This window comes from Paenibacillus silvae (genome assembly GCF_014639235.1).
Classification (GTDB): Bacteria; Bacillota; Bacilli; order Paenibacillales; family Paenibacillaceae; genus Paenibacillus; species Paenibacillus silvae.
Genome location: NZ_BMFU01000011.1, coordinates 108,820 through 132,651, shown reverse-complemented (window position 1 = coordinate 132,651; position 23,832 = coordinate 108,820). Strand labels below are relative to the sequence as shown.

Genomic DNA, 23,832 nt, shown 5'->3' with positions numbered 1-23,832 from the left:
CTCATGAAATTTGCAGTTCTTGTGTTCCCTGGCTCCAACTGCGACATCGACTGTTACAAAGCGGTGGAGGATGCGATTGGACAAGAGGTTGATTATGTATGGCATACGGCTACCGATCTGTCGGCGTATGATTGCATTCTGGTTCCGGGTGGCTTCTCGTATGGAGACTACCTGCGCTGCGGAGCAATTTCCCGTTTCGCACCGGTAATGAACGAAGTGGCTAAGGCTGCAGAGCAAGGCAAATATGTGCTGGGCATTTGCAACGGATTCCAGATTCTTACGGAAGCCGGTCTGCTTCCGGGAGCGTTGATTCGCAACACGTCCCTGAAATTCCGTTGTCATGATACGGTGCTCAAAGTGGCTAACGCAGATACACCATTCACACGTGACTATGCACCTGGCGAAGAGATTATCATTCCAATTGCTCACGGTGAAGGAAACTATTACTGTGATGAAGCAACACTGGCAAGTCTGCAAGCAAACAATCAGATTGTTTTCACATATGGCAGCAACCCGAACGGTTCCCTGGGGGATATCGCGGGAATTTGTAACGAAGCAGGCAATGTAGTGGGCATGATGCCGCATCCAGAGCGTGCAGTGGATTCACTGTTTGGCTCGGAAGACGGCAAACGGATGTTTACATCAATTTTGAAAGCATGGAGGGATCGGCATGACGCAGCAGCTATCCGCTAAGGAGCCAACAGCAGAACAGGTCGCAGAACATAAACTTTACGCACAGATGGGCGTGTCTGACAGCGAGTATGAGCTGATCTGTGAGTTCATGGGCCGCAAGCCAAACTACACGGAAATTGGTGTATTCAGCGTCATGTGGTCCGAGCACTGCGCATACAAAAACTCCAAGCCGCTTTTGCGTCGTTTCCCGACAAGCGGCCCGCGTGTCCTGATGGGGCCAGGTGAAGGTGCCGGAATCGTGGATATCGGTGACAACCAGGCCGTTGTTTTCAAAATTGAAAGCCATAACCACCCTTCCGCGGTAGAACCTTATCAAGGTGCGGCAACAGGTGTGGGCGGCATTATCCGTGATATTTTTTCCATGGGTGCAAGACCGGTAGCGCTGTTGAACTCTCTTCGTTTCGGTAAGCTGGAGAGCGAGCGCGTAAAATATCTATTCGAGCACGTTGTAGCGGGTATTGCGGGATACGGTAACTGTATCGGGATTCCAACCGTTGCAGGTGAAGTGATGTTTGATGAGAGCTATGAGGGTAACCCGCTCGTTAACGCGATGTGTGTCGGTCTGATCGATCATGATAAAATCCAGCGTGGTGTAGCCAAGGGTGTAGGTAATCCGGTGTATTATGTGGGGCCGCCAACAGGTCGTGACGGTATTCACGGTGCAACGTTTGCATCCGTTGAGCTGACAGAGGAATCCGAGTCCCAGCGTACAGCGGTTCAGGTCGGTGATCCGTTCATGGAGAAACTCGTAATGGAATCCTGTCTGGAATTGATCGACACCGGCATCGTGCTCGGTATTCAGGACATGGGTGCAGCAGGTCTGACATGCTCCAGTGCGGAGATGGCAAGTAAAGCAGGTAACGGTCTGGAGCTGTATCTGGATCAGGTGCCGCAGCGTGAAGAAGGCATGACACCGTACGAGATGATGCTTTCCGAGTCTCAGGAGCGGATGCTGTTTGTCGTGGAGCCGAAGGATGAAGCACAGGCGCTGGAAATCTTTGAACGCTGGGGTGTCATCTGTGCCAAAGTTGGTAAAGTTACAGATGATGGTCGTCTGAAGCTGATCCACCACGGTGAGGTTGTTGGCGATATGCCTGTTACAGCATTGGTGGACGAGTGCCCGGTATATGACAAGCCATCTTCTGTACCTGCTTATTATGAAGCGAGTGCTTCCATCGACACGCTTCGTTATGACGAGGTGTCGGATCTCGGTGGTGCCTTGAAGCAAGTGCTGGCTTCCCCGACTGTGGCGAGCAAAAAATGGGTTTACGATCAATATGATTACATGGTGCGTACAAGCACAGCCGTGCGTCCAGGTTCGGATGCAGCAGTGGTGACGATTCGTGGCACGCGCAAAGGTCTTGCGATGACGACAGACTGTAACGGCCGTTATGTGTACCTTGATCCTGAGGTGGGTGGACGAATTGCCGTGAGTGAAGCCGCGCGCAATATCGTATGTTCCGGTGCGGAGCCGCTCGCCATTACGGACAACCTGAACTTCGGTAACCCGGAGAAGCCGGATATTTTCTGGCAGATGGAAAAGGCGGTAGACGGTATGGCAGAAGCTTGCCGTGTGCTGGATACGCCGGTCATCGGTGGTAACGTAAGTTTGTACAATGAAAACGCCAAAGGCTCCATCTATCCAACGCCAGTTGTCGGTATGGTAGGTCTCGTTCATGATACGGATCATATCACGACACAGGCTTTCAAATCCGAAGGTGATGTGATCATTCTCCTCGGTGAAACCAAAGCAGAACTCGGCGGCAGCGAGCTGCAATACGCCGTGCACGGCGTGACGGAAGGACGTCCGCCACAGCTTGACCTGAACACGGAGAAGGCATTGCTCAGCACCGTGCTGGAAGCCATCCAATCCGGACTTGTTCGCTCCGCGCATGACTTGTCCGAAGGCGGCTTGGCGGTTGCATTGGCAGAGTCCTGCATCAGCGGTAACGTGGGTGCGCAAGTGAATGTTGAGACTGCACTGCGTGCAGATCACGCGTTGTTCAGTGAGAGTCAATCCCGTATTTTGCTGTCGGCTTCGCCGGAGCAAGCAGGCAAGCTGGAAGCTTTTGTACGTGAGCGCGGTGTGCCTGTAGCTGTTATTGGACGTGTCGAAGGAAGTAACCTGACGATTGAATTGAACGGAACATCAGCCGTGAACGAACCTGTAGGAGGTTTGGCGAAGGTCTGGGAGGATGCGATTCCATGTCTCATGAACTGATGACGGAACCGTTGTGGACAGGCGATTATTATAACGAAGGGTCCGGCAAGGAAGGACTCGACAAATTAAAGGAAGAATGCGGCGTATTCGGGGTGTATCGTCACCCTGATGCCGCTTCCCTTTCTTACTATGGTTTGCATGCACTCCAGCATCGCGGAGAAGAGAGCGCAGGCATGTGTGTAAGCGATGGTACACAGTTTAACTATCATCGCGGCATGGGACTGGTGAAAGAAGTGTTCACCAAAGACCTGATGCAGACACTGACAGGCGATATCAGCATAGGACATGTGCGCTATTCCACGAGTGGAGACAGCAAGCTGACGAATGCACAGCCGCTGGTTTTCAAATATCGCGATGGCGACTTGGCCGTTGCAACGAACGGAAACATCGTGAATGCACCAACGATCCGGCGTGAGCTGGAGCAGAGCGGTTCTATTTTCCAAACGACAAGTGATACTGAAGTTATTGCTCACTTGATTGCACGTTCTCCAAAAGGACTTGTGGAGGCGGCAAAAGATGCATTTCAGCGTATTGTGGGCGGATATGCTTTCCTGATTATGACGAATGACAAGCTGCTGGTTGCTTCTGATCCACATGGACTTCGTCCGCTGACGATGGGTAAGCTTGGGGATGCGTACCTGTTTGCGTCTGAGACCTGTGCGCTTGAAACCATCGGCGCAGAGCTGATTCGTGATATTCAGCCTGGTGAATTGCTTGTGCTGGATGCAGACGGCTTGCATGAGGATCGTTTTGACGATCACAAACACCGTAAGGCACTGTGTGCAATGGAATATATTTATTTTGCTCGCCCGGACAGTGATATGAATGGAGCCAACCAGCATGCTGCACGTAAACGGATGGGAAGCCGGATGGCGATTGAGTCGTTCGTGGATGCGGACTTGGTTACGGGGGTACCAGATTCCAGCATCTCGGCGGCGATTGGATACGCTGAACAGACGGGCATTCCTTATGAGATGGGTATGATCAAAAATAAATACACGGGACGTACGTTTATCCAGCCAAGCCAGGAGTTGCGCGAGCAGGGCGTGAAGATGAAACTCAGCGCAGTACGCCGCGTCGTGGAAGGCAAACGTGTTGTCATGATTGATGACTCCATTGTACGGGGCACGACATCCCGCCGGATTGTGAATATGCTGCGTGATGCAGGGGCAACTGAAGTACATGTGCGCATTACATCACCGCCATTCAAAAATCCGTGCTTCTACGGTATTGATACACCGGATAGCCGTGAACTGATTGCATCCTCTCTGTCGGTAGAAGAGATTTGCCGTGAGATTAATGCGGACTCACTGGCGTTTCTCAGCCCGGATGGACTGATTGCTTCGATTCAGGGAGATAATCAGGACGATTATAAAGGTGGGTTGTGCCTGGCATGCTTTGATAATGATTATCCGACCCGTCTCGACTTCGATGGCGAAGAGAAATTCGGATGTAGTTGTTAGGAGGTTAGCTTATGGCAAGAAAAAGCTATAATGAAGGTGATATTTTTCTGATCCCGATGCATGATGGACGGTTTGCTGTCTGTCAGGTTGTATGTGCACTGAGAGATCGCTTCAAAAAAGCTTTTTCGTTCGGCGTGATGAGCATTCAGCGTGACGAAACTGTAAGTTTGGAAGACGGCGATTTCCTTGTCTATTCTTATGGTAAACGTAAGAGCAGCGTGATCTTCACTTCACCCAAGCTGCTGAAAGATGGCACATGGCGCATTGTTGGTAATATCCCGCTAACTCCGGAGAAAAAGGAACTGCAAGTATTCCAGTGTGCTGGTGCAGTATACAACGGTGACGAATACATTCGAATGATTCCACCAGAAGAGTACAGCCAGTACATTACAATGGGCGTAGCTGGATTTGAATTGGTACAGATTCATCTGTTAGAGATGAGTAGCAATAAATGAGTTGGACTTTTCATTTACACATAAAACGAAGAGGACAGAAAAAACCTGAAGAAGCGAAGCGTTCGCCTTTATCACCGGATTTTCCCTTTAAAAAAAGGGAATCAAAAAAATCTGGGGATAACAGCGATTGGAAGGTTATTCTGTCATCGGAGTGTACGGTGTAAATATTTTAAACTCGATTTATACAAGATACGAAGGGTGTGAGGGTTGTGTCCGAAGCATATAAAAAGGCCGGCGTGGATATCGCGGCAGGCAATGAAGCGGTTGAACGGATGAAGAAACACGTAAAGCGTACCTTCCGTCCGGAAGTGATGACTGATCTGGGTGGATTCGGAGCGCTGTTCGGCTTGAACAAAGATAAATATGATGAGCCGGTACTGGTTTCCGGTACAGACGGTGTTGGCACGAAGCTGAAAATTGCTTTTGCCATGGACCGTCACGACACGATCGGGATTGACGCAGTAGCCATGTGTGTGAATGATATCGTCGTACAAGGCGCTGAGCCGTTGTTCTTCCTGGACTACCTCGCTTGCGACAAGGTCATTCCTGAGAAGATTGAAGCCATCGTTGCCGGTATCGCAGAAGGCTGTCATCAGTCCGGCTGTGCGCTGATCGGTGGCGAAACGGCTGAGATGCCGGGTATGTACAGTGAAGGCGAGTATGATATTGCGGGTTTCACGGTTGGTATTGTGGACAAAGCAAAGATCATCAACGGCACAACCATTGCACCTGGAGACACAGTCATCGGTCTCGCTTCCAGTGGTGTACACAGTAACGGCTTCTCCCTGGTTCGCAGATTGCTGCTCGAAGAAGCTGGTTTGGATCTGCACTCGGAATTGGCAGAGCTGGGCGGTAAGCTGGGAGATGCGCTGCTGGAGCCAACAAAAATTTACGTAAAACCACTGTTGTCCCTGCTGGAAAACGTGAAAGTAAAAGGCATGGCTCACATTACAGGCGGTGGATTTATTGAAAATATCCCGCGTATGCTGCCAAGCAGCGTGAATGTGGATATTGATTATGGCTCATGGCCTATTCTGCCGATTTTTAATCTGTTACAGCAAAAAGGTGATGTTTCCAACCGTGATATGTTCACTACCTTTAACATGGGCATCGGGCTTGTGTTGGTTGTGAACGAAGCAGATGCAGCGAAAGCATTGGAGCAATTGAAAGCATCGGGTGAAGAAGCGTACATCATCGGCTGTGTAACTGAAGGAGATGCGCGAGTAACCTTCACGGGAGCGGATGTTTAATGACAAACTACCGCATTGCTGTATTCGCCTCAGGGACAGGAAGTAACTTTCAGTCTCTGGTCGATGCAGCACGCAATGGTGCTTTGAACGCTTCGGTGGAGCTGCTGGTCTGTGACAAGCCTGCTGCACAGGTTGTGCAGCGAGCACAGGATGCAGGTGTAGACTGCCATTTGTTTACACCTAAGGCGTATGCTTCGCGTGAAGCATACGAGGCAGAGATTATTGAAGTGCTTGAGTCTAAACAGATTGATCTGGTTGTGCTTGCGGGGTATATGAGACTGCTGACTTCAGTAATGGTGGAACGTTACGCAGGCCGACTTATCAATATTCATCCATCCCTGCTGCCAGCATTTACAGGCAAGGATGCCATTGGACAAGCACTGGAGTATGGTGTGAAAGTGACCGGTGTGACCGTACATTTTGTTGACGGGGGAATGGATACGGGGCCGATTATTGCCCAGCACCCGGTTCCAGTGCAGCCTGGAGATACAGCTGAAAAAATCAGCAAAGCCATTCATGCAGCCGAGCAGCAGCTGTACCCTGAAGTGGTATCCTGGTTTGCGCAAGGTCTGGTCCAGTTGAACGGACGCCACGTTACCATTAACAAACCGGTTTAATATAAGTTGAGATTTTTTTTCACACTCTAACGGAGAGAACAGAAATAAGCTGGAGAAGCAAAGCGTTCGCCTGAAAGCTTTCTGAAAGAAAGCTGCATCGGAAGCATAGGCTTATTACTTGATTTTTACCATTAAAAAAATCGTTCGAAAAAATCCAGGAATAACAGCGATCAAAAGATTATTCTGTTCTCGTAGTGGCTCAGTGTGGAAATCCTTTATCAACTTATATAACAGAAGTCGAATGTTGGTACGCATTTTGTGATATTTCTCGGGAAATAAATCGGCTGTGTTTCGTCAGGAAACGCGAAGCTTATGGGACATTAAAGGAGGAGCATATTGTGAGTATCAAAAGAGCGCTGGTCAGCGTATCGGATAAAACAGGCATCGTGGACTTTTGCCGCGAGCTGTCGCAAATGGGTGTGGAGATTATTTCGACAGGAGGTACAAGCAGCCTGTTGTCGAAGGAAGGCGTTCCTGTCATCGGAATTTCGGATGTGACCGGATTCCCGGAAATTATGGACGGGCGTGTCAAAACATTGCATCCGGCAGTTCACAGCGGATTGCTTGCTGTTCGTGATAACGAAGAGCATACACGCCAAATGCAGGAGCTTGGTCTAGGTTATATCGATCTGGTTGTTGTTAACCTGTATCCTTTCCAGGAAACGATCGCGAAACCGGATGTAGCCTATGAAGATGCCATCGAGAACATTGATATCGGCGGCCCAACCATGCTTCGTTCTGCGGCGAAAAATCATGCTTTTGTCAGCGTTGTTGTTGATGCTGCAGACTACAGCCAAGTGCTGGAGGAAGTTCGCAGCGGTGGAGATACCACCCTTGAAACTCGCAAACGGCTTGCGGCAAAAGTGTTCCGTCATACGGCGGCTTACGATGCACTCATCTCCGACTACCTTTCCAACGTTAATGGCGACCCGCTGCCAGAGCGCTTGACGGTTACTTATGAAAAGCTCCAGGATTTGCGCTATGGCGAAAATCCACACCAACAGGCAGCATTCTACCGCAAACCGCTGGCTGCACAGGATACATTGACAGCAGCCGAGCAGCTGCACGGCAAAGAGCTGTCCTACAATAACATCAACGATGCTAACGCAGCATTGCAGATCGTCAAGGAATTTGAAGAGCCTGCTGTGGTTGCTGTGAAACATATGAACCCTTGCGGTGTGGGAATCGGTGAGAGTATCTATGAGGCGTACGGCAAAGCTTATGCTGCTGACCCAACATCGATTTTTGGTGGAATTGTGGCAGCAAACCGCATCATCGACAGCGATACGGCGAACAAGCTGAGCGAGATTTTCCTGGAAATCGTACTCGCGCCTGATTTTACCCAAGAAGCATTGGATATCCTGACGAAAAAGAAAAACATTCGTTTGCTCAAAACAGGTGAGCTGAGTGCAGCTCGCAACCGCGAAAGCCAATTCGTGGTGACATCGATTGACGGCGGTATGATCGTGCAGCAATCGGACGTACACTCCATTGAAGCGAGCGAGCTTAACGTGGTGACGGACCGTGCGCCTTCCGAAGAGGAACTGAAACAGCTGTTGTTTGGCTGGAAAGTCGTTAAACATGTGAAGTCCAACGCCATTGTACTTGCTGCGAACGACATGACCGTAGGTGTTGGCGCAGGACAAATGAACCGTGTCGGTGCTGCCAAAATTGCAATTGAGCAAGCTGGCGAGCTGGCAAAAGGTGCAGTTCTTGCTTCCGACGCATTCTTCCCGATGGGTGACACGTTGGAGCTCGCAGCGAAAGCCGGTATCACAGCGGTTATTCAGCCAGGCGGCTCGATTAAAGATGAAGAGTCCATCAAAGTTGCCAATGAATACGGCATTGCTATGGTATTTACAGGCGTACGTCATTTCAAACACTAGGCACGAAGGTATAAGCTATAATCTGTCATTATAAGTGACAGGTGTTACAAGGGGGTGTCACCTGTCATGCTCATGACGTATGGGACACTCCTTTTTTCAGGAAGAGATACGATCTGATATGTGTGAACATACCAATACTATTGAAGCGTGGAGGGGAACAGACGAATGGATATTTTGGTTGTTGGCGGCGGTGGCCGCGAGCATGCGATCATCTGGGCGCTGGCGAAGAGTCCCAAGGCAGGCAAGATTCACTGTGCACCGGGGAATGCAGGGATTGCGCAGCTGGCGGAATGTCATCCAATTGCTGTACATGAATTCGACAAGCTCAAGGCACTTGCTGTGGAGCTGAAGGTAGACCTTGTCGTGATCGGACCGGATGATCCGCTGGCGGACGGGATTGTAGATGCGTTTGACTCGACAGGCATTCCGGTCTTCGGACCGCGCCGTAATGCGGCAGAGATCGAAGGCAGCAAAACGTTTATGAAGGACCTGCTGCACAAGTATCATATTCCTACTGCTGCCTATGAGAAGTTCGATAACTACGAGCAGGCTCAAGCCTATCTGGATGAGCAGGCCATTCCGGTGGTCATTAAAGCGGATGGACTGGCTGCTGGTAAAGGAGTTACCGTTGCCTATTCTCGCGAAGAAGCGAATCAGGCGCTGCGCAGCATTATGGTTGATAAGGTATTTGGCGAGGCTGGAGCAAAGGTCATTATTGAAGAATTCCTCGCGGGACAGGAGATGTCGATTCTGGCTTTTGTGGATGGCGAGACCGTACGTCCGATGGCGGCAGCACAAGATCACAAGCCTGTCTTCGATCATGATCAGGGTCCCAATACGGGTGGAATGGGAACGTACTCCCCGCTGCCCCATATTCCTGCTTCCATTATTGAAGAAGCGGTGGAGACGATTATCAAGCCAACAGCGAAAGCGATGGTATCCGAAGGTCGGCCATTCCGTGGTGTATTGTTCGCGGGTCTGATGATCTCCCCGGATGGCAAGCCCAAAACGATTGAGTTCAACGCACGTTTTGGAGATCCAGAGACGCAAGTGGTCTTGCCACGTCTGAAAAGTGATTTGCTGGACATTTTCTGGGCAACGGTGCACGGGAAATTAGCTGATATTGAGATTGAGTGGAGTGACGAGGCTGCAGTATGTGTCGTGCTCGCTTCCGGCGGATATCCGGGTCCATACGCGAAAGGTGTCGTTATCAACGGACTGGATGAGGTGCATGAGGGCGTCGTATTCCATGCAGGAACCGCTCGTAACGAAGCCGGAGAATGGGTAACGAATGGTGGGCGAATCCTGGGTGTTGTTGGCCTAGGCACAGATATTGCGGATGCAAGAGCCAAAGCATATGCCCAGGCAGAGCGTATTCAATTCGAGGGCAAACATCAGCGCAGCGACATTGCAGCCAAGGCTTTAGTCTAAGCGGCATATGAATACGCAGCATTCAAGCGGTGTAATCCGTGGGAGTGTGAGCATAATAGCGTTCCAAACCTAATTGAAACAGCCCGTACGATGGGGTACCGAAAGGTATTTGCATCCTGCGGGCTGTTTGCTGCGTAATACTTTATATCGAGTTTGAGCGGCCAGAGCTTAACATACATATAGACTATTCTGTGAACAATAGACTGTAAGCTTGTGCCAAACCATAACGTGCAACTGGATGGTTTGGATCAAACCATGATATACTTTTCGGAAACAGGAATCGATACGTTGGGAGGTGGATATCTATTGGGTAGGCGATATTGTAAATTGTCCAAATGGAGAATCTAGGTGGAGTTGATCAAGGAACAATGGACAGCATGAGGGGTAACCCGTTTTGATTGAAGTCGTTTCTAAAACGTCATGGACGTTATTGGCTTCATCTTGGATTCCTGTTTTAGATTTACAAGATCATGATGCGATGCATTCAAAAATGATCATGAACTGATTTTTATATACGTTTGGCATATTAATAGTTATAGGCTATTAACTTCAGGCACTAAACAGCGTATGAATGGTTAACGACATAAACGTTACTATATGGCGCTGTAACTATCTTTGGAGGTGAATCCCTGAGGATCGGGGAAGTCTTTGGACATAATTACCATATTAAATATCGCATTACTTATCATCTTGATTGTACTGACTGCATTTTTCGTGGCATCGGAGTTTGCAGTAGTCAAGATTCGTACATCAAGGGTGGATCAACTGGTTGCCGAGGGAAATAAACAGGCTGTGTTAGCCAAAAAGGTTGTCTCGGATCTCGATTATTATCTATCTGCCTGTCAGCTTGGTATTACCGTTACCGCCTTGGGACTCGGGGCTTTGGGTAAACCAACGGTGGAAAGATTGCTGTATCCGGTGTTCAGCTATCTGGATGTACCTGCCTCCATCTCGGCGATTGCTTCTTATGCGATAGCTTTTATTCTCGTTACGTTTTTGCACGTCGTTGTGGGTGAGATGGCACCCAAAACGCTGGCGATTCAGTTTTCCGAAAAACTGACATTATTACTTTCGCCGCCGCTGTACTGGTTTGGTAAAATCATGTATCCGTTCATTTGGGCGCTCAACGGTGCATCCCGTGTCGTTTTGCGTGGATTTGGAGTGAAACCTGCCGGGCATGATCAGGCCTACTCAGAGGACGAGATTAAAATTATTATGAATCAGAGCTATGAAGGCGATGAGAGTAATCAGACGAAGCTTTCATATTTGGAAAATGTTTTTGTGTTCGACGAACGGGATGCCAAAGACATCATGGTTCCGCGTACCGAACTGATTACACTGAATCAGGATATGACCTATGACGATATTATTCCGATTTTGGATGAGCATAATTACTCCAGATATCCCGTAATTGAGGATGGAGACAAAGACCGCATTATCGGCGTGGTGAATGTGAAGAAGATTTTGCCGGACATGGTAGCGACACGGGCACATCAATTGAGTGAATTCGTGCGTGAAATCCCATTTGTGTCGGAAGTGACCTCCATTCAGGATGCGATGATCAAAATGCAGCAGGAACGTGTGCACATGGCTGTTGTCGTGGATGAATACGGCGGTACTTCGGGAATTATTACGATGGAGGATATTCTTGAGGAGCTGGTCGGCGAGATTCGGGATGAGTTCGACGCAGATGAAGTGGCAGACATTCAGGAAACCGGGGAAAACCAGTATCTGATCAACGGACGTGTGCTGCTGGATGAACTGGAGCGTCAATTCGGGATGGTGTTCGAGGGTAATGAAGAGATGGATACCGTTGCCGGATGGATTCAGTACCAGAAGGGTGTCGGTGTGGAAAAAGGAGATACCGTGGAACACGGCGACTATGTCTGGACCGTTGTGGATGCCGAGAACTATCACATCAAGCAGGTGCTGCTTGAGCGTGTACAGGGCACTGAGGCTGAAGAACCTGCAAGCGATCTGGCTTAATTGTTGATTTAAAGCGAAGAGCTATTTGAGATGTTTGATCACCTGAAACGTTGCTCTGATGTATATTTCTAAACTTAATGGAGGTGAATCCCTCAATCTGAGGGAAGTCATTGGACGGAATAATAGCCTTGAATTTATTTTTAGTCGTTGTATTTATCGGTTTGACCGCGTTTTTTGTTGGTGCCGAATTTGCGATTCTGAAAGTGCGGATGTCACGTATTGATCAATTGATCGCGGAAGGCAACAAAAAAGCAGTGGTCGCCAAAAAAGTGGCACAACATCTGGATTATTATCTGTCTGCATGTCAACTTGGTATTACGATTACGGCTCTTGTGCTTGGGGCTTTGGGTGAACCGACGGTAGAGAAGATGCTGCATCCGTTATTTGAAAGTCTGGAAGTGCCTGCCGCTCTGTCCACCGTTCTGTCTTACGGTATTGCGCTGGCAGTGATTACTTTCCTGCATGTCGTGATTGGTGAGCTTGCGCCCAAAACATTGGCTATCCAGTTTGCCGAGCGCATGACTTTAATGCTTGCACCACCGCTCTATTGGTTCGGTAAAATCATGAATCCGTTCATCTATGCTTTGAATGGCGCGGCTCGTTTGTTGCTTGGTATGTTCGGGATCAAACCTGCCGGACATGATACGGTTCACTCCGAAGAGGAGCTGAAGCTGATTATGGCACAATCGTATGAGAGCGGGGAAATCAACCAAACCGAGCTGGATTACCTCAAAAATATTTTTGCGTTTGACGAGCGTCTGCTCCAGGAGATTATGATTCCACGCACCAAAATTGTTACACTCAATAAAGATATGCCGCTGGATCAGATTATCGAGGTGTTGAACCAGCATGAATATACGAGATATCCCGTCATTGCACACGGAGAAACCAACCATTTTGTCGGCTTTATTAATACGAAGCAAACATTGACCAGTGTGGCCGCAGGCAGGGAGTTCAGTATGGACACCTTCATACATCCAATGCCAAGCTTCTCGGAGCGAACTCCGATCAAGGATGTGCTTGTTCAGATGCAGCAGAGCCGCGTGCATATCGCATCGGTGAGAAACGAAGCCGGGGATACGATTGGTATGGTCACAATGGAGGATATTCTTGAAGAGATTGTCGGGGATATCAAGGATGAGTATGAGCATAAGGATCTGGTAAATCCGCCGAAAAAATTGAAGCTGGTGTAGCAAAGGCGATATAGCTGGATTAGCAAACATGATATTAAGCTTAAACCGACAGGTTCCCGTATAACGGGGCCTGTTTTTTTTGGATATACTCCCTTAGAACGTGCAAATGAACCATTTGTAAGAGATTCACAGCACTAAAGTCTTAATTTTAAAATAAATGCTTGCGTAATGGCTGTAAATGTACTAATATAAATTTAAAGAATCTTAATTTAAAGATAAATAACGAAGTCAAGGTAAGTTCATTCTTATTTACAGTAAATAAAAGAAGCATACTACAACCAAGATATGATGTATAAACCAAAACCAAGGGAGTGGAGATTATGTTCAGAACGTCAGGCATTCATCACATTACGGCTTTTGTTGACGATGCACAGAAAAATGTAGATTTTTACGCAGGTGTGCTGGGACTCAGATTGGTGAAAAAAACAATTAACTTTGATGCACCAGACGTGTATCACTTGTATTACGGCAATGAGCAGGGCGCGCCGGGGACCATTATTACCTTTTTCCCACAGCAAAATGCAAGAAGAGGTGTCATTGGCTCAGGCCAAACCGGAGTGACCGTCTATGCGGTACCTGTGGGCAGCCTGTCGTTCTGGAAGGAACGTCTTGCTTCCTTTGATATCCCATATGAAAATAAAACGAGATTCGGCGAAAGCTACATTCGTTTCTTTGATAAAGGTGGATTGCTGCTTGAGCTGGTTGAACGCGAAGGCGGTCAGCCAAGCCAATGGACATTTAACGGAGTAACCCCGGAGCATGCCATCAAGGGCTTTGGCGGTGCGGTACTGTACAGTCATGTACCTGAAAAAACGATGGATGTGCTCGTCAGCAAGCTGGGTCTGGAGCAGGTGAATGAAGAGAATGGTCTGATCCGACTGCGTGCCAGCGGTGATCTGGGACAGATTATTGATATTCAATCGACAGGCATCCAGCGCGGAATCGGCGGTGCGGGTACGGTACATCACATTGCATGGCGTGCCAAAGATTACACCGAGCATGAACAGATTCAGCAGGAGCTGGAGCAAACCGGATACCACCCAACACCGGTGATTGACCGTCAATACTTCAATGCGGTATATTTCCGGGAGCCAGGCGGCATTTTGTTCGAGATTGCCACCGACCCTCCAGGCTTTGCGCGGGATGAGCCGCAAGAGAGCATGGGCGAAAAATTGATGCTGCCTGAATGGTATGAACCACAACGCGAGCAGATTGAACAACTGCTGCCGCCAATTCAAGTACGTGAGTGGAAAGGAGAGTCCAAATCATGAGTACAGCAACAATGAAACATATCTATAAAGCAGGTGCACAGCCAGATGCACCGACGATGCTGCTGCTGCACGGCACGGGAGGTACGGAGAACGATCTGATCGGACTGGCAGAGATGATTGCGCCGGGTGCAGCTATACTTGGGGTGCGGGGCAATGTATCCGAGAATGGCATGCCACGTTTCTTCCGCCGCCTGGCCGAAGGTATCTTTGATGAAGAGGATCTGATTGCACGCACAGCGGAGCTGGGTTCCTTCATCGATGCTGCTGCGGCAGAGTATGGATTCGATCGGAAAAATGTCTATGCACTGGGGTACTCCAATGGCGCTAACATCGCTGCAAGCTTGATGTTCCATCAGGCGAATGTATTCAAGGGAGCGATTCTTCACCATCCAATGGTACCGCTGCGCGGGCTCACACTGCCCGATCTGACAGGATTGCCTGTGTTCATCGGTGCGGGAGAGAATGATCCGATCGTACCTCGCCGGGAAACGGAGGAGCTGGCTTCACTTCTGAGCGGGGCAGGTGCTGATGTGCATATGCACTGGGAGCGTCAGGGGCATCAGCTGACACGCACCGAGGCAGCAGCGGCTGCTGCCTGGTATAAGTCACAAGCTTAATACAGCTTAGACATTTGGATGTATTGCATTACGAGATCGAGTACACATCGAAATATACAGTAGTTCATAACAGCCTGATCCTTGAGATCGGGCTGTTGTATTTTTATATTCTATATGAGTTCAACTATTCATTTACACAAAAACGGAAAGGACAGAAAAAACCTGGAAAAGCAAAGCGTTCGCCTTTATCACCGGATTTTTCCCTTTGAGAAAGGGAATCAAAAAATCTGGGGATAACAGCGATTGGAAGGTTATTCTGTCATTTGGAGTGCAAAGTGTAAAATCTTTAATTCAACTTATATGTCCAGGAAAAATGAATCTATCTGTTATGTAAACGTGACGAACCGGGTAAACATTTGAAATGGTGAGAGTTCACGCGGTATGCTTGTTATATGGCTCCCGAAGAGGCAATGAATCAACTGCTGGAGCAGCTGAACAGCAAGAATCACGGCATTCGTGGATAAGAGGCATGCCTATGTTTAGGAAATCAGGTGAAGCGCAAGGAAACGGGCGCGAAGCCGTAGGGTTTATATTGTACGGACAGCCACTGCAAGGCTGGGAGGGATACCCGATCGGATGATGATCGGGTGTTCTTTTTTTACATCGGACAAGGTATAATCATTAATTGATAATCATTTTCATTTAGGGTGCGGTGAAGATAGCAGAGAGAGTATGAACGATAGAAAATGGAGGTAGTTGCGCATCAATGGAGGGAGGAAGGCAAGTTGATGAATCATCATCCTGATTTACATACGTTTGGCTCCAGTGCTTATATTCAGACCCGTGATGGCCGAAGGCTTCATTATATGTCCAGGGGAACAGGGGAAGCTACGGTTGTATTTGAATCGGGCATGGGTGTCTCCAGATCCACATGGGGACTGATTGTACCCGCTGTAGCCGAGCATGCACGTACCGTTGTTTACGACAGGGCGGGAGCGGGACGAAGTGATGTCGATGCTTCTCCTCGCACGCTGGCGCGGATTGCGGAAGATCTGAACGAGCTGCTGGATGCGCTGGGGCCAGGGCCGTTTATTCTGGTCGGACATAGCTGGGGAGGTCCCATTGTACGTACAGCGGCAGCGGTCAATCTGTCTCGTCTGCGGGGGATTGTTCTCGTTGATCCGTCGGATGAGCATTGTGATTTGTATTTTTCCAGGATGGCGAAAGTGGGCTTTGCAATCAATGGTGCACTTATTCCGATGCTGGCTCATCTGGGCTTGTATCGTTTCCTTGGTATCAAAGCATTCCACATGCAGCCTGCTGATGTTGTTGCGGATCACCGACAGGAGGACTTTACCGTACAGGCGGCTCGCACGGTGGCTGCGGAGGGAAAGGGATTTATACAGGATTTGAAAATGTTGCAGGAGCAGCCTCCCAAGCTGGGAAATGTGGCGGTCAGCCTGATTTCAGGTACACTTCCGGGCAAAGGGGAGCGTAAAATCAGACCTGCCATCGTAAAGGCTCACCAGCAGACGATTGACAAGCTGTCCAACGCCAGATGGGTGGAGGCAGAACAGTCAGGGCATATGGTGATGTTTACAGACCCCGAGGTGATTACGGCTGAGATTATGCGAATAGTGAGGGACGGGGAGTAAGGGTTATCCAATTCTTCACCAGGCGCATGTACAGAGCAAAAGTGATACAATGAAAAGAAAAAACAATGTGTGACATTGTTAGACCATATAAGCGGAGTGTGGAGACAGATGAAATCAGAGAATCAGGAAACAGCAGGAACGAGTACAGGAAATGAAGGCTCCAGACATGCCAGTGTTGGCATGGAAGATATCGTGCGCGCACATCATGTGCTGCGTGAAGTGATTGTAAGAACGCCGCTGCAGCGGGATGCTGTGTTGTCGGCCAAATATAACTGTAACGTCTATCTGAAGCGTGAAGACCTGCAAGTGGTGCGTTCATTTAAAATCAGGGGCGCCTATAATATGATTCGCAATTTGACTCCGGCCGAGATGGAGAAGGGTATTGTCTGTGCAAGTGCCGGCAATCATGCGCAAGGCGTGGCCTTCAGCTGTAATGCGCTCGGAATTCACGGCAAAATCTTCATGCCAAGCACAACGCCGAATCAGAAGGTGAAGCAGGTGCGTCGTTTTGGCGGCGATAATGTAGAGGTTGTTCTGATCGGGGACACGTATGATGATGCTTATGCTGAAGCAATGCGTGCGTGTGACGAGCAGGGCATGACCTTTATTCACCCGTTTGACTCACCGAAGATTATTGCTGGGAACGGTACGGTTGCGATGGAAATTATGGAAAGTCTCGATGAGCATGCAGATTATGTATTTGTAACGATTGGTGGCGGTGGTCTGGCAGCCGGCGTGGGAACATATATGAGAACGGTCAGCCCTGACACTCAAATTATCGGTGTTGAGCCGCTTGGCGCGGCTTCTATGAGTGAAGCGATGTTCCGTAAACAGGTGGTCACACTGGATGATATTGATAAGTTTGTCGATGGTGCGGCGGTGAAACGGGTGGGCGATCTGACCTTTGATATCTGCAGCAGCATTCTGGATGACATCGTCAAGGTGCCGGAAGGCAAAGCCTGCACAACCATTCTGGAGTTATATAACGAAAATGCCATCGTGGTGGAGCCTGCCGGTTCGCTGGCTGTTGCTGCACTCGACCAGTATCGGGAACAGATTGCAGGCAAGACGGTCGTATGTGTAATTAGCGGCGGTAACAATGACATTGACCGGATGCAGGAGATCAAGGAGCGTTCCTTGATCTATGAAGGGTTGAAATACTACTTTATGGTGAATTTCCCGCAGCGTGCAGGGGCTTTGCGCGAGTTCCTGGAGGAAGTGCTTGGTCCGAATGACGATATCGCCAGATTTGAATATACGAAAAAGCATGACAAGGAAAACGGACCGGCCCTGGTCGGCATCGAACTGATGTACAAAGAGGACTACCAGCCGCTGATCGAGCGCATGAACCGCAAAGGCATCGCCTATACAGAGCTGAACAAAAACCTCAATCTGTTCAACATGTTAATCTGATAAAGGATTTCGACTGGTTATAAGACAGACAAGTAGAAAGGGGCATTTGGGGACAAGTGAAACCAACGACAGAGTCAGCTATACCCAACTCAACACCTCAGCTCCGACCTGCGCGGAAGGAAGATGTGGATCAGATGCTTCCGCTGCTGGTGCAGGCGATTGACGATATTGCTTATGCACTTGCAGGTGAGGGTGATCATGAGCGGGCGATGCACATTTTGCGGGAATTAATGACACAGGAACATAACAGGATAAGTTATCAGAACATTACCGTGATGGAGCAGGAAGGGCAGGTTACTGGAATTCTGATCGCTTACGCGGGGGATGATGCGGACCGTCTGGATCAACCGATTCTGGATCGGCCTGGACGGGATACGGACGAGAAGTATGCATTGGTAAAAGAAACCCGTCCCGGGGAGTATTATCTGGATACTCTCTCGGTAAGCGAGTCATTTCAGGGGCAGGGCATCGGCCGTGCACTGATGGCTGCTTTTGAGCAGCAGGGGAAAGAACGCGGCCACTCACGGGCAGCCCTCATCGTAGAACAGGACAATGGACGTGCGAGGCAGCTGTATGAACGGCAAGGTTACGTTCAGGATGAAACCATCCTCATTGGAGGACATGCGTACGATCATATGATTAAACCGCTTTAAGCGGTTGTGTTGGGTGTTCTTTGTCAAATATGGCTAAAGGCGAAGGCGGCAGGCTGCTGGCTACGGGTTCAAGGTGGATTCTCAGGACACAGGACAAGGATAGTTAGTATGTTTCCGCATATGCTGTACACAGGAACCATGGGATACGCAAAAAAAGAAGACGAGACCCCCTCATGATGAGGTGGATTTCGTCTTTTTGCTGTGTGTACCGACATGAGCGATTCGGCTAACGATCTCAGATGACGTTATTTCGCCATTTTCAGCTCACTTTCACATCTAACGAATCGGAGAAACGTTATTTCCACTTTTTATGCCGAAAATCACAGGTTTTCACTCATTCTAGATGAAATAGCGTCGCTGGAGATCGTTACATTGCTGAACCGCTCAGAAAACGCCAAATAAGGCTTTTGGGAATCGTTAGAAAATGCTGCTATTCAGCAATCAACATCTCATCTCATCCCAACCTCACACTACTAGTTCCAAAACTCACTTCTAGGCATATTTTGTTCCAGCCAGTTTTCGACCGCTTCGGATTGTTCATAGTTGGAATCGGCAACGACATCCATAAACGCATTCAGCTTTTTCAGAAAAGCACTGTCTTTGGAGGCGTTGCGCTGTAAGACAGCTTTGTAACCTTTTTGAGCATTCGCATCCATGACAGTGGTGTCATAATCGAACAGAGGTGTATTATCCAGCCCATAAAAAGTGTAGTAGGTGTACTCGTTCAGCAGCATCTGTATCTGCTTCTTCCGATTGGACTTAGGATAATCATTCAGGAATTGTTCCTGATTCAGCGCACGATTGAGCATCTCCTGATATCCAATCATGAGGCCTCCATCCTCCGTAGAAATATCGCTTGTTTCCACGGCCATGATTCGGATGTACTGTTTAATATCCTTATTCACGTAGGAGGTATATTTGTCAAAAGCCGCATAATTCATAATTGGATACAGTGAGCCCTCAATCATCGTCAGGCGGTAACCACTGTCTCTGGCTTGCTGCAGCAAGTTGCGCAGCGTGTTGTCTTTGGTGCGGGCCATCAGTTGGGTGAAGCTGTTATTCCACTTATAGATTTTCAACATCTGATCCTGTACATTCGGGACAAGCATACGATCCGTCATAGCGGTCAGTGCCTTGATCCTTGCGTTCTCCAGCTGCATTATCATTAATGTTGCATGATAAGGGGTCACCTGGCTGATCTTGGACTCAAGGTAGCGATCTGCTGCGGGCAGACCATTTTTTTTGTTAAGCATATTCTGAAATGATTTGTAGATCGCGGATGAACTAGCTGTTGTAACCTTGGTCTCCGCAGCCGGGGCAGCAGAAGCGATGCCAGCGACTGGAGCAGCAGCCGTTTGCAACAGTACAGCTATTGCCGTGGCGGTAAGCAGCGTGCGTAAACCTTTATTTTTAAAATAATGTAAAGATGATGTCATCAATATAAACCTCCTGCAATTCTGTATTGTTAGATGCGACCGAAGTAAAGGCTGCCTAGGAAAATAAGTCCCCTGCCTGAGCACTTGGTTAACCATTACCCACAGATTACAGTAATTGGCACATAAAGTGGTTGCGGAATAATGACAAATTCTTCTGTTATTTTTAACTTTTCAAGGTAGATGCCAGGTGAATTTTTCTGCGAAAATAATTTTTGTGCAAACCGGAAACTTTTTATCGAATCGGAACGTCTTAAATGTGCATAGGAAAATACAGGAATTCATCTACAGCACATCTAGTCTATACGAATGTTACTAATTATGGAGAGAATGGGGATAGAGGTATGAGGAAAGCGGGAGGAAATCAAGTCAAAAAGGTGATGTCAGCGTTGGCCGTGTCGGCCATGCTCATGTCTGCATTGCCACTGTCGGTGATGGACGCAGCGGCAAGAATCAGTATCTATATTAATGATGCCGAGCTGCCGTCAGCTCAAGCTCCAGTTATGAAGGCTGGGCGGGTACTTGTTCCGCTGCGGTCGATTTTCGAGGGGTTGGATGCAGATGTAAAATACAGCAATCAAACGAAAAAAATTACAGCAACACGCGGAGATCAGGAGGTTTCATTAACGCTCGGTTCCAAGGTTGCATATATCAACGGACAGCTCACCATGCTGGATGTGCCTGCGAGTACAATCAAAGGAAACACGATGGTGCCGATTCGTTTTGTGAGTGAAGCGTTTGGCGAAAAAGTTTTCTGGAACTCTCGGAATCAGCGTGTGGATATCAAAACAACATCAACGCCTGAAACGCCAGTAGATGATACGCAGTTTGCGGCCTGGAATATATATGGCTCGGTATACGGCAGCAACGGAGATGGTCGCGATCTGACGGTGAGCTTTACACGTGCGACTTCGGAAAAAAGCGTGTCTGCGTATCGGATTATGCTGGTGAAAACACGTGATGTGAACAGTTTCAATGAAAAGACGGCCTCGGCTGTTCCTTCCGCAAATTATACTTCCATTACGCCAAACGGCAGCAATCCGAAGCTCACACTGAATGCTCAGACACGTGACGTTAACGGAGATTTGCTTAACGGCAATGAAAGCTACCGTCTGTATGTATTAACCGTAGGCAACAGCAGCAATAACTACACAAATACATTGAACTGGTCTTCCCAAGTTCTGAAGCTGAACCAGGTGAAATCTTCCGTTCAGGCTGTAACAGGGCTGCGTGTAGCTGACGTAAGCGATTATGGCGATGGCAGAGATATGGAGATTAATTTTACACAGCCAAGCACGACGTCCAATATTACGTATTACCGTGCATATGTAGTAAAAGCAAAGGATGCCTCGGCATTTAATCTCAATGCAGCTAATAAAGTATCCAGTGCCAATTCTACGATTATCTACAAAGGCAACTCAAGTGCAGTCAAAGCTCAGCTGACTTCCTCATCCAGGGACACTTCTGGCGATTTGATCAAGAGCGGAACAGCCTATGTGGTATACATCATGTCAGTGAGTGCGAATACAACTATGGATAGCAAGCTGTCCACATCTTCATCTTCCCTGACGTTGTCTGTAAATACAGCGGCAGCTCCAGTGATTACACAAGTGAGAGACATTTCAGATTATGGAGATGGCCGTGACATCCAGGTAAGCTTTAACCGTGTATCGGATGAGTCGAAGGTGGCAAACTATCGTGTGTTTGTTGTACGGAACTCGGTAACCAGCAGCTTTAATCTGAATACAGCAAGCAATCTGTCTTCCAGTCTCTATTACACGGTAAATAAAACAGGCAACAACATTACGGTAACCCTGCCTTCAAATATGCGGGATACAAGCGGTTATAACATCACGAATTTACAGGATTATCGAATCTATGTCATGGCAGCAGGCAATCAGCAAAATAACTACACTAATGCACTGTCGGCTTCTTCCAGTGTATTGAGATTGACGTCAAACAGCACTGCAGGTGTGGTAAGCAACCTGTCCGTTGCAGATATCGGTGACAACGGGAACGGTTCTGATCTGCGCGTGACATTCACCAGAGCGTCGAATGAGTCCAATATTTCGCACTATCGCGTGTTCGTGGTGCCTGCGAGCTACGCAGGAAGCTTCGGTCTGAATGCAGCCAATTCTTCGAATTATTACACTCAGGTGAACAAAACGGGCGGTAATCTGACCGTATCACTGCAGTCTGGCACTAGGGATACAAACGGGAATCTCATTGTTAACGGTCTTGCTTACCGGGTATTTGTCCTGTCCGTGAACAACAACGGCAATTGGAGCCAGAATGCTTTGTCCTCATATTCGGCTCAGATTACCCTGACACAGAATGCAACGGTGCCGGCTCCGACGAGTGTGGCTGCAACTGATGTTTCGGATAATGGGAATGGTAGTGACCTGCGTGTGACGTTCAATAAGTCATCCAATGAGACGAATGTAAATCATTATCGTGTATTTGTTGTCAAAAATTCGGACGTTAGCAACTTTAATTTGAGTTCTGCTTTAAATAATGGATATTACACGTCTAGAAGTAAGACGGGAAGTAATCAGACTTTCAATTTAACGAATGATGCCAGATCAACGGACGGAAATCTTATTGCAAACAATATTGATTATCGAGTGTTTGTTGTGGCGGTGAATAATAATTCCTCTCAGTCCAGTGCAATCTCATCGGCATCGGCTGTTATCAGATTGACTAGCACATCTGCTGTAGCAGCAGTAAGCAAGGTAGATGTAACTGTTAAAAATCAGGGGCAACAGGCAGGCAACGCTTCTGACGTGTCTGTGTCCTTTCCTAAAGCAGCGAATGAAACGGGCATAGCTAAATATCGTCTATTCATTGTCCCTGCGGAACAGGTGAATGGTTTCACCCCAAATACTGCAACGGAGATAAGATATTATACCGATCTGGATAAAAGTAGTGCTGGCAATGCTTTCTACTTGAATGATGGATTCCGGGATATTAACAATAAACCTCTTGAAATTGGGAAAAAATACAGGATCTTTATTATGTCCTTATCAGAGAGTACATCTCGTGCATCAAGTTTGTCACCAGCATCCGATGAGTTTAGCATCAATGCTCCAGCGACTGCAGTTCAGGCAGCTGCCATTACAGAGTTGCAAAAATCAGCAACTGACGCAAGCTACAAACTTACGTTTACCAAGCCATCTAGTGAAAGTGGTATCTCTTCGTATAAATTATATATTGTGAAGGGAGGAGGAGCTCTTGATGCGTCTTTAGCAAATCCAAACAGTAATTATTCAGTTGGGGAGCCCAAGACTGTCGAAGTAACTTTAAATGCGTCTTCCTTAGATTCTACCGGGGCTGCTCTTGTAGAAGGAGAAGCGTACACGGTATATATATTGTCAGTTGCGTCCAATACAACAATTAACAGAAATACGATATCAAGTCCGTCGAGTACGTTTAAGTTAGAAAAGGCTGCATCTACGCAAACAACAAATTCGGATCAAACGAATACTACGAATACACCAGGTGATTCGTCGGGAACGCCTACAGGACAGTTATCTACATCAACTCAAGGTTAATCTCTATATAACATCTTTTCAGCTCGCTCCCTTTCCATTCCCCCGGAAAGGGAGTTTTCCTTTTCTCCGTTATCGGCACACGACAGCATCTGCGAACGTCATGA

17 protein-coding genes are annotated in these 23,832 nt (G+C 48.1%); 16 read left to right on the top strand and 1 reads right to left on the bottom strand.

The features are described from left to right. The first annotated feature begins 3 nt into the window (after positions 1 to 3). The 15 genes from purQ (at position 4) to IEW26_RS24965 (ending at position 18,744) form a co-directional block, all read left to right on the top strand. The gene (gene purQ / locus IEW26_RS25035; protein ID WP_111273232.1) at positions 4 to 693 is read left to right on the top strand and encodes a phosphoribosylformylglycinamidine synthase subunit PurQ; all 690 of its coding nucleotides are present in this window, start codon (positions 4 to 6) and stop codon (positions 691 to 693) included. Continuing rightward, positions 671 to 2,914 (top strand): phosphoribosylformylglycinamidine synthase subunit PurL, encoded by a 2,244-nt coding sequence (gene purL / locus IEW26_RS25030; protein WP_184186114.1) that lies wholly within the window; start codon positions 671 to 673, stop codon positions 2,912 to 2,914. Before purQ ends, purL begins: the two co-directional genes overlap by 23 nt. Beyond that, positions 2,899 to 4,377: an amidophosphoribosyltransferase gene (purF, locus tag IEW26_RS25025; protein ID WP_111273230.1), complete on the top strand. Its 1,479-nt coding sequence runs from the start codon at positions 2,899 to 2,901 to the stop codon at positions 4,375 to 4,377. Before purL ends, purF begins: the two co-directional genes overlap by 16 nt. Positions 4,378 to 4,388: 11 nt before the next feature. After that, entirely contained in the window at positions 4,389 to 4,832 is a 444-nt protein-coding gene (locus tag IEW26_RS25020) for an immunity 26/phosphotriesterase HocA family protein (protein ID WP_188594346.1), read from the top strand. A gap of 209 nt (positions 4,833 to 5,041) precedes the next feature. Next, complete coding sequence (gene purM, locus IEW26_RS25015) at positions 5,042 to 6,082, top strand: phosphoribosylformylglycinamidine cyclo-ligase (protein WP_188594345.1); 1,041 nt, start codon at positions 5,042 to 5,044, stop codon at positions 6,080 to 6,082. Continuing rightward, complete coding sequence (gene purN / locus IEW26_RS25010) at positions 6,082 to 6,699, top strand: phosphoribosylglycinamide formyltransferase (RefSeq protein WP_188594344.1); 618 nt, start codon at positions 6,082 to 6,084, stop codon at positions 6,697 to 6,699. The genes purM and purN overlap by 1 nt, the downstream gene beginning before the upstream one ends. 338 nt (positions 6,700 to 7,037) lie before the next feature. Beyond that, positions 7,038 to 8,585, top strand: coding sequence for a bifunctional phosphoribosylaminoimidazolecarboxamide formyltransferase/IMP cyclohydrolase (gene purH, locus IEW26_RS25005; RefSeq protein WP_188594343.1), 1,548 nt, complete (start codon positions 7,038 to 7,040; stop codon positions 8,583 to 8,585). Positions 8,586 to 8,750: 165 nt separating this feature from the next. Then, on the top strand, positions 8,751 to 10,016 hold the full coding sequence (gene purD / locus IEW26_RS25000) for a phosphoribosylamine--glycine ligase (RefSeq protein ID WP_111273225.1): 1,266 nt from the start codon (positions 8,751 to 8,753) through the stop codon (positions 10,014 to 10,016). A 648-nt stretch (positions 10,017 to 10,664) separates the two neighbouring features. Beyond that, positions 10,665 to 12,002, top strand: a complete 1,338-nt coding sequence (locus IEW26_RS24995) for a hemolysin family protein (protein WP_188594342.1) — start codon at positions 10,665 to 10,667, stop codon at positions 12,000 to 12,002. A gap of 110 nt (positions 12,003 to 12,112) precedes the next feature. Then, positions 12,113 to 13,195 (top strand): hemolysin family protein, encoded by a 1,083-nt coding sequence (locus tag IEW26_RS24990; protein WP_145405551.1) that lies wholly within the window; start codon positions 12,113 to 12,115, stop codon positions 13,193 to 13,195. A 320-nt stretch (positions 13,196 to 13,515) separates the two neighbouring features. Beyond that, complete coding sequence (locus IEW26_RS24985) at positions 13,516 to 14,466, top strand: ring-cleaving dioxygenase (RefSeq protein ID WP_373288564.1); 951 nt, start codon at positions 13,516 to 13,518, stop codon at positions 14,464 to 14,466. A gap of 11 nt (positions 14,467 to 14,477) precedes the next feature. Continuing rightward, positions 14,478 to 15,083, top strand: coding sequence for an alpha/beta hydrolase (locus IEW26_RS24980; protein WP_188594361.1), 606 nt, complete (start codon positions 14,478 to 14,480; stop codon positions 15,081 to 15,083). A gap of 728 nt (positions 15,084 to 15,811) precedes the next feature. Continuing rightward, positions 15,812 to 16,678: an alpha/beta fold hydrolase gene (locus IEW26_RS24975; RefSeq protein ID WP_188594360.1), complete on the top strand. Its 867-nt coding sequence runs from the start codon at positions 15,812 to 15,814 to the stop codon at positions 16,676 to 16,678. Positions 16,679 to 16,858: 180 nt separating this feature from the next. Beyond that, on the top strand, positions 16,859 to 18,091 hold the full coding sequence (gene ilvA, locus IEW26_RS24970) for a threonine ammonia-lyase IlvA (protein WP_188594359.1): 1,233 nt from the start codon (positions 16,859 to 16,861) through the stop codon (positions 18,089 to 18,091). A 56-nt stretch (positions 18,092 to 18,147) separates the two neighbouring features. Further along, positions 18,148 to 18,744 carry a GNAT family N-acetyltransferase gene (locus tag IEW26_RS24965; protein ID WP_229730026.1) on the top strand — a complete coding sequence of 199 codons (597 nt, stop codon included), beginning with the start codon at positions 18,148 to 18,150 and terminating at the stop codon, positions 18,742 to 18,744. Between the two features lie 473 nt (positions 18,745 to 19,217). On the opposite strand, the gene IEW26_RS24960 is transcribed toward IEW26_RS24965, so the two are convergent. After that, positions 19,218 to 20,180, bottom strand: coding sequence for a hypothetical protein (locus IEW26_RS24960; RefSeq protein ID WP_188594341.1), 963 nt, complete (start codon positions 20,178 to 20,180; stop codon positions 19,218 to 19,220). A 341-nt stretch (positions 20,181 to 20,521) separates the two neighbouring features. Here IEW26_RS24960 and IEW26_RS24955 point away from each other — a divergent pair, with 341 nt between their 5' ends. Then, positions 20,522 to 23,728: a copper amine oxidase N-terminal domain-containing protein gene (locus IEW26_RS24955; protein WP_188594340.1), complete on the top strand. Its 3,207-nt coding sequence runs from the start codon at positions 20,522 to 20,524 to the stop codon at positions 23,726 to 23,728. Positions 23,729 to 23,832: the final 104 nt, after the last annotated feature.